Origin of the sequence: Nocardia sienata NBRC 100364 (assembly GCF_001613205.1) — a bacterium.
GTDB classification, from domain to species: Bacteria; Actinomycetota; Actinomycetes; order Mycobacteriales; family Mycobacteriaceae; genus Nocardia; species Nocardia sienata.
Genome location: NZ_BDBX01000001.1, coordinates 1 through 12,388 on the forward strand (window position 1 = coordinate 1; position 12,388 = coordinate 12,388).

Annotated in this window: 7 protein-coding genes; 5 read left to right on the forward strand and 2 right to left on the reverse strand. The window is 65.8% G+C overall.

The genetic code is table 11. The annotated features are described in order from the left end of the window. The 4 genes from NS4_RS32520 to NS4_RS00020 all read left to right on the forward strand — a co-directional run. On the forward strand, positions 1 to 219 hold a 219-nt coding region (locus tag NS4_RS32520; protein WP_169811703.1), incomplete at its 5' end, for a hypothetical protein. Then, positions 207 to 458: a phosphopantetheine-binding protein gene (locus NS4_RS00010; RefSeq protein WP_063057376.1), complete on the forward strand. Its 252-nt coding sequence runs from the start codon at positions 207 to 209 to the stop codon at positions 456 to 458. The genes NS4_RS32520 and NS4_RS00010, both read left to right, overlap by 13 nt. After that, positions 455 to 4,543 carry a type I polyketide synthase gene (locus tag NS4_RS00015; RefSeq protein ID WP_063057377.1) on the forward strand — a complete coding sequence of 1,363 codons (4,089 nt, stop codon included), beginning with the start codon at positions 455 to 457 and terminating at the stop codon, positions 4,541 to 4,543. Before NS4_RS00010 ends, NS4_RS00015 begins: the two co-directional genes overlap by 4 nt. Beyond that, the gene (locus NS4_RS00020) at positions 4,540 to 5,781 is read left to right on the forward strand and encodes an MFS transporter (protein ID WP_063057378.1); all 1,242 of its coding nucleotides are present in this window, start codon (positions 4,540 to 4,542) and stop codon (positions 5,779 to 5,781) included. Before NS4_RS00015 ends, NS4_RS00020 begins: the two co-directional genes overlap by 4 nt. Positions 5,782 to 5,785: 4 nt before the next feature. On the opposite strand, the gene NS4_RS00025 is transcribed toward NS4_RS00020, so the two are convergent. Continuing rightward, positions 5,786 to 8,779, reverse strand: a complete 2,994-nt coding sequence (locus NS4_RS00025; protein ID WP_063057379.1) for a non-ribosomal peptide synthetase — start codon at positions 8,777 to 8,779, stop codon at positions 5,786 to 5,788. A 164-nt stretch (positions 8,780 to 8,943) separates the two neighbouring features. Between NS4_RS00025 and NS4_RS00030 the strand changes: the two genes are divergently transcribed. Continuing rightward, a complete protein-coding gene (locus NS4_RS00030) occupies positions 8,944 to 10,650 on the forward strand; it encodes an amino acid adenylation domain-containing protein (RefSeq protein WP_063057380.1) in 1,707 nt (568 codons plus the stop codon). Positions 10,651 to 10,665: 15 nt separating this feature from the next. Here the strand turns inward: NS4_RS00030 and NS4_RS00035 are convergent, their stop codons facing one another. Next, the gene (locus NS4_RS00035; protein WP_084486337.1) at positions 10,666 to 12,387 is read right to left on the reverse strand and encodes an amino acid adenylation domain-containing protein; all 1,722 of its coding nucleotides are present in this window, start codon (positions 12,385 to 12,387) and stop codon (positions 10,666 to 10,668) included. Position 12,388: the final 1 nt, after the last annotated feature.

The window sequence follows — 12,388 nt, forward strand, 5'->3', positions numbered from 1 at the left end:
ACCCCGCGGCCGTTCGACGATCTGCGCTTCACCGGTACGTGCACGGAACGTTATCCCCTGCTGCGGTCGGTGGCCCGGACCGATCTCAATGTCGAAATCATCGCCGCCGACACGGCTCTCGATGTATTCGTGCAGTACAGCACGGATCTGTTCGACCCCGCCACCATCGACCGATACGTCGGCATCTTCCTCGAGGAACTGGACAAATGGACCCTGTAGCGGGAGAGACCGCGGACACACTCATCGACCGGATCGCCATGACCTGGTGCCATGTGCTCGGCGTCGACGAAGTAGGTCATCAGCAGAACTTCTTCGACCTGGGGGGCACTTCGTTTCAGCTTCTGCTGGTCAAGAACAAGCTGGACACCGACCTCGGTGTCACCACGGAGCTGGTCAGCTTCTTCCGCTACCCAACAGTGACCGACCTGGCCACGAACGTGTACGGAGGCACGAAATGATCTCCGATGAGGCGGTGGCCGTCGTCGGTATGGCCGGCCGGTTCCCCGGCGCCGCAGATATCGGCCAGTTCTGGCGCAACCTGACCCAGGAGCGAGAATCCCTGGTCCGGTCGGCCCCGCAATCCGGGACCGGACGGTCCAGCGCATACGGCGTACTCGCCGACGTGGACATGTTCGATGCGGGATTCTTCGCTGTTCCTCCCGCCGAGGCCGAACTATTGGACCCACAACACCGGCTGTTTCTCGAATGTGTCTGGCAGGCACTGGAGCATGCGGGCTGCCCGCCGGATCGATACGGTCCCGCCACCGGAATCTTCGCCTCGTCCAGTATCAGCTCCTATCTGCTGGATACCCTGCTGCCGCGGTTCCGGAGCGCCGGCGCGGTCGAAAGGCACAGGATGCTGCTGGGCAGCGACAAGGATTTCCTCGCCACGCGGGTCTCGTACAAGCTGGATCTGCAGGGGCCCAGTCTCGGGGTACAGACCGGTTGCTCGTCGTCGCTGGTGGCGCTGCACCTGGCGGCACAGAGCCTGGCGGCGGGGGACTGCGATGTGGCCGTGGTCGGCTCGGCGACTGTCTCGCTGCCGCAGGCGGCGACACAGGAACACGTCGAAGGCGCGATTGTGTCCGGCGACGGATACTGCCGACCGTTCGATGCCGCCGCGTCCGGAACTGTCGGCGGCAACGGTGTGGCTGCCGTGGTCCTGCGGCGAGTCCGCGACGCGGTGCGCGATGGCAATCCGGTACGTGCCGTCGTCCTGGGTTCGGCGGTCGTGAACGACGGGCACCGCAAGGTCGGCTTCGCCGCTCCAGGATTCGACGGGCAGGTTCGGACTGTCTCCCGGGCGCTGCGACGTGCCGGCCTGTCGAGCAGCCGACTGGGTTTCGTGGAGGCCCACGGCACCGGAACACCGATCGGTGATCCGATCGAAGTGTCCGCATTGGCCGAGGCGTTCTCCCGCCACCGGGATGAACCGGCAGCCCCGGGCACCTGCTTTCTCGGCTCGGTGAAATCGAATATCGGCCATCTGGACGCTACGGCCGGTATCGCCGGCTTGATCAAAGCCGTACTGGCCCTCGAAAACGGAGTCATTCCGGCGACACTGCATTTCTCCAGTCCGAATCCCGATGTCGATTGGGATCGCTCCCCGTTCGTAGTCAACGGATCGACTGTCGAGTGGGCGCAGGCCCGTGCGGATCGTCGCTGTGGGGTCAGCAGCCTGGGAATCGGTGGGACCAACGCCCATGTCGTACTGGCAGGGTGGGAAGACAGCCGCCGCGCCGGAGCGCGATCGTGCCATGTCCTGACCTATTCGGCGCATTCGCGCAGCGCACTCGAACAGCGCGAGAAAGCGCTGATCGACCATATCGGCAACCATCCCGAGCACGACCCGGCCGATATCGCCTTCACCAGTCAGATCGGCAGCCAGGCGCTATCACATCGGAAGTTCGTGGTCGCCGATTCGCGATCCGGACTGATCGAAGCGTTCGGTGCGACCGCCGCTGCGGCGGGCACTGTGGGTCGATCCGGCACAGTTCCGGCCGTATCCTTCTTGTTCCCGGGGCAGGGCGCACAGTATGCGGCACTAGGACTTCAATTGCGGGCCGAGTTCGACCTCTTCCGGACCGAACACGATCTGTGTCTGGACCTGATCGCGAATGTTTCGGGAATCCCGTTGCGAGAGAGGCTCTATGGTGAAGATCGTGGCGAGCTCGACGATACGGTGCTCGTCGCGCCGGCACTGTTCGCCGTCGAGTACGCGCTGGCCCGGACATGGTCACAGCTCGGCATCCGCCCGGCGAGCATGGCGGGCCACAGTATCGGCGAATATGTTGCCGCCGTGGTCGCTGGGGTGATGACAGTCGAGGATGCTGCCGAACTGGTGGCTGTTCGCGCCCAACTCATGCAGGATCTGCCGCCCGGCACAATGCTCGCAGTCGCTGCCTCGGAGGCCGAGGCCGCCCGATTCGTCGAGGCCGGTGCGGATCTGGCCGCGGTGAACGCCACTAATTCCTGCGTGCTCTCGGTGCCGGACGAACTGGTCGCGACGCTGACCGAGGACCTGACCGCAGGCGGGATACCGTTCCGGAGAATTCCGGTGACCAGGGCCTTCCACAGTCGAATGACCGACAGTTGCCTGGACGGTCTCCGGACGCAACTCGAGCGAATGACCCTGCGGCCACCGGTGATCCCGTTCACCTCCGGCGTGACCGGTCGGTGGATCACCGAGGAAGAAGCCACCAGTCCGGAGTATTGGGTCCAGCAGACCCGGAGCACGGTGCGATTCGCCGACCAGCTCGGCGCGGTGCTCGAGACCTCGCCCGACCTGCTGATCGAGCTGGGGCCCGGCCGAGTACTGAGCCGGCTCGCCCTGCGCGACTCGCGGAAGCCGGCGGATTCGGGGGTGCTGGCGGCCTTGCCCGCCGCGAACGACGGCGAATCGGAGGTTTTCACCTTCTCGCGGGCGCTGGCACAGACCTGGCAGGCCGGGGCACCGGTCGATTGGGCTCCCTTGTGGAGCGATACGGGTCGCCGGGTGGATCTCCCGCCGTACCCCTTCCAGCGCAGCCGGTATTGGCCGTCGGAAGTTGCGCCGGACCTGCTCTCCGATCCGGTTCCGGTATCCGGTCCCGTACCCGTGCAACGCCCGCCGCGTCGTGATCCGGGAACCGACGACACACCGGAAACCGACCCGGCGGATGAACTCGTCACGCGGGTACGGGCCGCCTACGTCAAGGCGATCGGGACCACAGTCGAGGACACCGCGGACTTCTTCGAAGCGGGTGGAGACTCGCTGGTGGCCGTCCAGATCGTGCTGGCCCTGCGGGAGGAACTGGGCCGGGAACTGTCCCTCCGTGATTTCGTCTCGAATCCGACGATCAACGGTCTGGTGACCATGCTGGCCGCTGGGCAGACCAGCACCGCGTCGAACGAGCCGGCGAAGCCGGCCCCCGCGGCCACGGAATGCCCCCTCGCGCTGCGCGCACGCCCGACCGCACCGGACCCGATGCCCACCGCTGAACCGACCGGTCTACAGCTCAGCGTCTTCTTCTTCTCGGCCGACTCCGATGACAACGACCGGTACGGGCTGATCCGGGAATGTGCACAGCGGGCCGACGAACTCGGCTATACCGCGATCTGGACACCGGAACGCCACTTCCATCAGTTCGGTGACCTGTACCCGAATCCCTCCGTGCTGGCCGCCGGACTCGCCACCATCACCAGCCGAATCCAGCTCCGCGCCGGAAGCGTCGTCGCCCCTTTGCACCATCCGGCCCGAGTCGCGGAGGAATGGTCGATCGTGGACAACCTGTCCGGCGGACGGGTCGGGCTGGGATTCGCGCCCGGATTCCTTCCCCTGGACTTCGTCTTCGGGCAGGCATCGTTCCAGCGCAAACAGCAAGTCGCGCTGGATCGAATCGATAAGGTACGCCGGTTGTGGCGGGGGGAGTCGGTCGATGACATCAACGGTGTCGGTGAGCGGGTCACGATCCGGACCTTCCCCCAGCCGGTCCAGCCGGAGCTGCCGGTGTGGATGACGGCCTCGGCGAACCCCGAAACCTTCGCGCTGGCCGGTCGCAACGGGTTCAACCTGTTGACCGCGCTGATCAACCTGGATCTGACCGAACTGGAAGAGCGAATCGCGGTGTATCGGCGAGCGCGCGCCGAGCACGGATTCGATCCGGACGCGGGCACTGTCACGGTGATGATGCACGCCTTCGTCGGTGAGGGAGACGATGACACTGTACGTGCGGTGGTCGAGCAGCCTTTCCGCAGATATCTTTGGGCGAACTCGGAAATCATCCGGTCGGCCGCCAAATCCGTACTCGACGGCCTCGATATCGACAAACTCACGCCGTCCGATCGAGAAACTCTGACGGACTTCGCCTTCCGCAGGTATTGGCGTGAGAGCGCTCTGCTCGGAAGTCTGGACACCGTCTCGGGCCGCACCGAGCGACTCGCCGCGCTCGGCGTCGACGAGGTCGCCTGCCTGATCGACTTCGGACTCGACCGTCCGACTGTCGTGGCCGGGCTCGAACGGTTGGCCGCACTGATCCCGCGGCCGTCGCTGCTGCACCGGTGAGCTCGTCCGCGCGCGCTGCGGCATGGCCCGCCTATGCCCGGACATTCCTGAGCAGCCAGTCGGTGTCCCTGCTGGGCGACGGTCTGGCTCTGCTCGCGGTCCCGCTGCTGGTACTCGAGCTCAGCCGTAGCCCGCTCGTCTCCGGTATTGCGGCCGCCTCGGTGACCATCGGATACCTGTGTTTCGGAATACCCGCCGGTGTGGTGGTCGATCGAGTAGATCCATGGCGGCTGCTGATCGCCATGGACGCGCTACGGGCCGTGGTGTTCGCGGTGTTGTTCGTCGCGGCCGCCGGCGATCTGCTCACCGTGGGATCGGTCCTGGCACTGAGTCTGGTGGCCGGGGGCGGGCGGGTGTTCTTCGAGACAGCGCTCACCGTGGTGATCAAGGATCTGTTTCCCGGTGACGGCCTGATCCGGGCGAATTCGGTCATCGAGGTCACGACCCAGTTCGCCTTGGTTTTCGGCCCCGTCGTGGTCGCCGCGCTCGCGGCGACGCTCGGTCTCCAGATCGCGCTGCTCGCCAACGCTGTCACCTTTCTGGTGTCGCTGGCCGGTCTGATCGCGGTGCGGCGGCACGCCCCGACCCGGCCCGCGCGCTCCACGACACTTCGACTGGCCGACATCAGAGGTGATTTCAGGGAGGGTTTGCAGTACCTGCTGTCGATCAGACTGCTCGTGGTGCTCACCGCCCTGCAGATGGTGGTGAATCTCGGGTTGTCGGTCGAGAAACTGCTGTTCTTCTATGCCAAGGACACCGTGGGACTGAGTACTTCCGCGATCAGCGGTGTGGTGGCGGTGGGCGGAGTGGGCGGCGTGCTGGGCGCTGTGATGGCCCCTCGATTGGCACTGCGGTTCGGGCATACTCGTGTCATCGCGGCCGGAATCACGGTGTGTGGTCTGGCGGTGGTGGCCATGAGCGCGGCGGACTCCTTCGCCGGACTGCTCCTTGCCAATATGGTCTACCTCTGGGCTGTGGTCGCCGCGAGCGTGGTGAATCGGACGCAGCGCCAGCGGATCGTGTGCCGCGAAATGCTCGGTCGCGTCACCGGCACCGTCAAATTGTTGTTCCTGGCCGTTGATCCGGTCGGGGTGTTCATTGCCGGAAGCGTCACCGCAGCCCTCGGCGGAAATCCTCGACCGGTCTTCGTGGCCGGTGGTCTGCTGGTGACGGCCGCCGCCGTCTGGGCCTGGTGTGCCGGGTTGCGCGCCGCGGACGACCCCGAACCGCCCTCCTGACGGGTCAACGTGATCGACTCCGGAAGCCCGCTGCCAGCGGAAGGTCCGGATCCACCGCGATAGCACGCACAATCCGTTCCAGGTGGAAGGCGAGTTGCCCGGCCCGTTCGGCCTCGTGGTGCCGGTACTCGATACTGCCTGCCAGTGCACCGGCTTCCTCGGTGAGTATCAGCCGACAGGAGACGGATTCGTCGAGTAACCCGAGCTCGATGCCCGTTGCTTCGACACCCGACAGCCGCAACAACTCCCCGGGCCCGGAGCGGAGCACGAACTGATTGGCGAGTACGGCATTCGACAATCCCATTTCCCCACAGAGGTACTCGAATGGGAACCGCCTGTAGTGGCGGGACTCCGACTCCGCGGTGCGGATGCGGTCCAGCAGAGCCGAGAACGAGCCGCCCCCGGCCGGGTCGACAATGGTAGCCGTCGAATACGCGAAAGGGCCGATCACGGAATCGAGGTCGGCTCGTGGTCGCCGCGTTTCGAGATGAGCCACGATGACCTTTCCGACGGCCGGTGAAATTGCCGCGATAGCGACAGCAAATGCTGCACGCAGCACATCCGCCAACTCGACTCGGTGCGCGCGAGCGATCGCACGCAGCGGGTGAACAACAGTCGCCGGAAACCTCGCACTCGAGGACGTGACAGTCGGGCAGCTCGGATCGGCCCAGGTGCATCCGTGCAGTGCCGCTTGCCAATAGTTCAATGCGACCGGCGCGCCATCGCTCGACTCGGCGCGGGTACGAACAAAACTCGGATAGTGAACGGGTGGTGCGGCCGGCGCCGGATCCGCACAGTTGTAGAACATGCCTATCTCGCGGATCATCAGGTCCAGGGATGCTTCGTCGGCGATCAGTCGGTGGCAACGGAGAAGCAGGACATTGGAATTCGGGCCCAGTGTGAATACTTCGGCCTCGAGCGGAGGGCCGGCAGCAAGGTCGAGCGGCGCATCTCGGATCGCCGTGAGCCGGTGCGCGAGCCCACTCTCGTGCACCGGGGATTTCGAGATCGACAGCGAAACCCGGTGCCTGACGGTCTGGGTCGGCACGCCATCCGGTCGGCTGTCGAAGGTGCATCGGAGAATCGCGTGACGTCGCACCACCTCGGCGAGGGCCGACGTCAACCGGTCAGTGTCCAACGGGCCGGTCAGCCGGAAGGCGCGAACGGTCACAGCGGTGGTCGCCGGGAGCAGGCCGCGTTGTACGAGAGACAACGGATAGCGGGTGCCGGACCGGCGCACGATACCGACCTCGCGCGCCGTCGCCGGCAGCGCGGCGGCCAGCGCCGCAACGGTCGGATTACGCAGAATCATCTCGGTGGTCACGGCACGGTCGAAGGCCACGCTGAGGTGGGCGGCAATCTGCGCCGCCAGCAGTGAATGGCCGCCCAGGTCGAAGAAGTTGTCCTGCCGGCCGATTTCGTCGACACCCAGGATCTTCGCAAACCCATCGGCGACGGCCTGCTCGGTTCCATCGGCCGGAAGATCGGACGCATCACCTTCGAATACCGGCGCGGGCAAGGCGGATCGATCGACCTTGCCGGTGCCACCCAACGGTAAACCGTCCATGAATACGAAGACAGTGGGAATCATGTATGCCGGCAGTCGGGCAGCGAGATGTGTGCGCAGGGCGTCACGCTCCGGGGCGCGGTCGGCCGGTATGACATAGGCCACCAGAATCGTCCCGTGGCTCGGCCGATGATGGTCCACGACGGCCGCCGTCGCGACGGCCGGATGGGATCGGATCGCAGCTTCGACATGGGCCGGCTCGACCCGATAGCCGCGCAGGTTGATCTGCCGGTCCCGCCGCCCGAGGAACTCGAACCGCCCATCGGAGTGCACGCGGCCTATATCACCGGTCCGGCACATTCGGCTACCCGGGGCACCGAACGGATCGGCCACGAAACGGTCGGCGGTGAGAACCTGCGCACCGAGATATCCGCGGCTCACACCGTTGCCCCCGATGTAGATTTCACCGATCTGCCTGGGAGCGACCGGCCGCATCCGTTCGTCGAGGAGGTACGCGGTATATCCGGGCAGTGGTACACCGATATCGTCGACCTTGGTCTCCGGGTCCGGTGTTACCGCCTGCCACATGGCGACCATGGTCGTCTCGGTCAGTCCGTAGTGGTTGATGATCCGCCCGAACCGGCGCAGATCGCTGCCGAACACATGCAGCGGCAGAAAGCTCTCACCGGCCACCAATATCGATTCAAACCCGGGTGGATCGACGGCGAACGTGGGTGCCGTGAGCAACCCGGTCACCAGTGCGGGCGATGTCGCCATCAGATGGGTGACGCCGTACCGGCGTACGGCGGCCAGGATCTGGTCCGGATCCCGCCGGATGGTCCGGGACTGGAGAACGGTCCGGGCGCCGACCGCCAGCGGCATGAGCGCATCCCGGATCCAGCCGTCGAACGAGAAACCGGCGACCTGTAGCACGGTGTGCTGTCGTTCCAGCGCCACGTAGTGGCCGAATGCGTCGTGGTAGGAGAGCAGGTTGCATTGCTCCACCGCGATGGCCTTGGGATTCCCGGTGGAACCGGAGGTGAAGATGATGTACGCCAGGCTTCGTGGATGTGTTGGGCCACCGAACTCCCTGCTCGGCTGCGGGGCGCCGGGTCGGTCGGTCACAACGGGGGGCGTCGGGCACAGGCCGGCGACCCGATCCGCCAGAGCCGGTTCGGTGATGATCGTCTCGGCGCCGACCCGCGCCATCCAGGACCGGGACAACTCGTCGGGAGCATCGGGATCCAGCGGTAGATAGGCCGCGCCGACCGCCCACACGGCCAGCACCGACACGATCGCCGAGTGTGGCTGCTCGACGTAAACCGCGACGATCGTCTCGGTGCCGATTCCGCGCAAGGCCAGATCGTGGGCGAGGGCGTCCACCCGCTGCCCGATGTGCTCGTAGGTGAGCCGGGAATCACGGTGAACGAGCGCGAGGCGGTCGGGGTCGGCGTGGATACGGTCGCGGATCCGTCGGTACAGACTGTCCATGGCATGCTCCGCTCGTCGTCGACTCTGCCACTGCAGAGTAGGAATTCGGCACCCGCTGAGGTGTCACACCGCGTTCCCGGGTATGGCAATAGCGGTTTGCGCGAAACCCCTATGGCCGCTGGACTATTGGTGAGATCGGTTACGTCGAGCCCAGCGGGAGGACCATGCACGGGAGCTGGGGGTCGGGCGCACTGATCCACGAAGTATTCGCACATCAGGTCGCGCAGTACCCCGAAGCGATCGCCGTGGAGTACGGCGATACCCGCCTCGACTATGCGGAGACCGCCGCGCGCGCTGATCCCGTCGCGGCGGTGCTACGCGGGATGGGCGTCGGGCCCGGCACGCCTGTCGGGGTGTTTCTGCCGCGCAGCGCCGAACTCGTCATCGCGCAACTCGGCGTACTGCAAGCAGGCGGTGCCTACGTGCCGTTGGATCCGGGACAGCCCGACCGATGGATCGCCGATCAGCTCCGGATCGCTGAGGTGCATATTGTCATTGCTTCCGCCGCCGATCTGCCTCGAATCCCGGACTCGGTCGACACTCTGGTATTCGATGAGCTGCGGACCCCACTTCTCGATGAACCGGCCGGGATCGAGACGAGTCCGGACGATCTCGCGTACATCATGTTCACCTCGGGGTCGACCGGGCGCCCCAAGGCGGTGGCGGTTCCGCACCGAGGGGTGGTCAATCTGCTCACCGACCAGAAGTATGTAGCGATGGGACCCGGTCAGTGCCAGCTCTTCTATTCGGCGCCGACCTTCGATATGGCGACCTTCGCCATCTGGGGTCCGCTGCTCAACGGCGGCCGCCTGGCGATCGCCCCGCCCGACTCGTCGTCTCCCGGGGAACTCGCTCGGCTGATCCGGGCCCACGCGGTGACAACCGTCTATATTCCGACCACCATCTGCCAAGTGCTCCTGGAGGAGCATCCCGAAGCGCTGCGTCCACTGCGACAACTGGTGACCGGAGGTGAGACGGTCTTCCCCGCAACCCTGGACCTCGCGCGCAGGGAGCTGCCGGACACCACGACGATCGTCATCTACGGCCCGACCGAGGCGACCGTCATCGCGACCAGCTACACGCAATCGCCGGACACCCCGATTCCCGCCGTGCCGGTGATCGGTACGGCGATCGAGAATGTCGAAACCTACATCCTGGACGAGTACCTGGACCCGGTGCCGGACGGGGAATCGGGTGAATTGTGTTTGGCCGGGCCGGGACTCGCATGGGGTTACCTCGGGGCCCCCGAGGTCACAGCGACGCGGTTCGCACCCGACCCGCACGGTGCGCGGGGTACTCGCATGTACCGGACCGGTGATCGTGTGCGCCGTACCGAACACGGCGGGATGGAATTCATCGGACGGATGGACAACCAGATCAAGCTGCGGGGACGTCGGATCGAGCCGGCCGAAGTAGAACAGGCGCTACTGATGCACCCGGATATCGTGACAGCGTATGTGACAAAAGAACACAATACGCTGCGTGGAAGCTATCTGGCCGCGTACGTCACCGCCCGAGCGGGCGTGGCCATCAGCCGATCCGAGCTCGAGCGATATATGGAAACCACTGTTGCCGACCATCTGCGCCCCGATATCTATGTCGTCCGGGAATCGGCGCCGCTGACTCCACACGGCAAAATGGATCGCCGTCGGCTGCTCGACGGAGCGGAGCCACAGAACTCGCGGCCTGCCGATACCCGACGTACGACCGTGGTAGTCAATGAGGACGAGCAATACGGAATGTGGCCGGACGGCCGCCCTGTTCCGTCAGGGTGGCGAACGGTGTTCGGGCCGGGAACACTCGACGAGTGCAGTTCTTACCTGCGCCGCACCTGGACTGATATCCGGCCGGCGCATCTGGGGCGCCGATAACCGCTCGGCCGGAAGCTAATTCCGGACGGCACGCTGGCTCAGCGGTCGGATGTCCACCCAGGCGCGCCGCACATAATCCTTGCATTCCGCCTTCGAACCGACACCACCGCGCGACGACCAGCCAGAGGGTACCGGTTGCGCCGCAGGCCAGATCGCGTGCTGTTCCTCGGCATTGACGACGACGACATAGCGCCGGTCGTCGGCCGCCGTGTGGCGGGAGACCACACCGTCGCCATCCAGGAGTCGGCGGCGGTCGATCTTTCCGTGCCGGGTCACCGGAAGTTCGGCGCGAACGATGTACACATCGGGTCGAAGGTGGTCGGGCACCGCCTCGGCCATATGACGTCGAAGTGTGGTCTGGTCGGCGGTGCCGCCGGCCCGGCAGGCCACGTATGCGGCGAGATAGCGACCGCGAACCGAGTTCTGCTCGGCGGCGACATACGCCGACACCACTTCGGGATGGGCGAGCAGCGCCTGCTCGACCTGCGCCGGCTCGATCCGGTGCCCCCGAATCTTCACCTGATCATCGATCCGCCCGATGAACTCGAGGGTGTCCGCGTCGTATTGCCGAACCCGATCACCCGTGCGGTACATCCGGGCACCGGGGCGGGCTGCGAACGGGTCCGGAAGAAATCGCTCCGCCGTCAGATCCGCGGCACCGAGGTAACCCATCGCGAGGCCGTCGCCGGACACATACAGTTCACCGGAGGATCCGGACGGCGTCCGGTCCAGATTCTCATCCAAGATGTAGGTGGTGAGTCCGGCGAGCGGTGTCCCGATCAAGGTCGCCGTGGGTACCGGCCGCGACCTTTCCACGGTGTAGGTCGTGGTCAGCACGGTGGCTTCGGTGGGTCCGTAGACGACGACCAGCCGGGTGCCGGGCAAGGTGGCCCGTGCGGATTCCAAGGCGGCCGGAGAAACCACCTCGCCGCCGCTGATCACCTGGCGTAAAGGGCGTAGCGCGTCGATGTTCTCCTCGACGACGATATGGAACAGCGCGGGTGTGATCACGGCGATGGTCACCCGGTGCTCGTCGATCAGTCGCGCCAGCGCACCGACCGACACCGGGCCCGGTGGCGCGACCGCGACCCGGCCGCCGTGCAGAAGGGCACCCCAGATCTCCAGAGTGGACGCGTCGAAGGTCGGCGAGGACTGGAACAGGAAGCACTGCTCGGAGTCCAGCACGGCATAGGACTGATCGGTCACCAGGCCGATCACAGCTCGGTGCGGCACCGCGACCGCTTTCGGCCGCCCAGTGGAACCCGAGGTGAACAGGACATGCGCCAGATTGTCCGGACCGACATGCACACCAGGTTCGGGAGGTGGATCGGATTCGTGCAGCAGGTCTTCGAGGATGAGGCAGTTCACGCCGCTGGGCAGCCCGGCCCGATCGGCTCGGCTACTGAGGACGACCCCGATCGACGCGGTGGCGATCTGCTCGGTGATCCAGGTGGGCGGCTGCACCGGATCCAGCGGCACATACGCACCGCCGGCGCGCAGGACACCCAGGATCGCGATCACGAACTCCGCGCTGCGGGACAGATGGACGCCGACGAGAACCTCGGGACCCACACCTTCGCGGAGCAGCCCCGTGGCAACCCGGCCCGCGAGGGTGTCGAGCTCGATATAGCTGATCCGTTTCTGACCGACCTCGACCGCGGTGGCCTCCGGTCGCAGTGCGACCTGGTGGGCGAACTCGTGGTACAAGGTGGTTTCTATCGAACGTGGGTTCGGCATT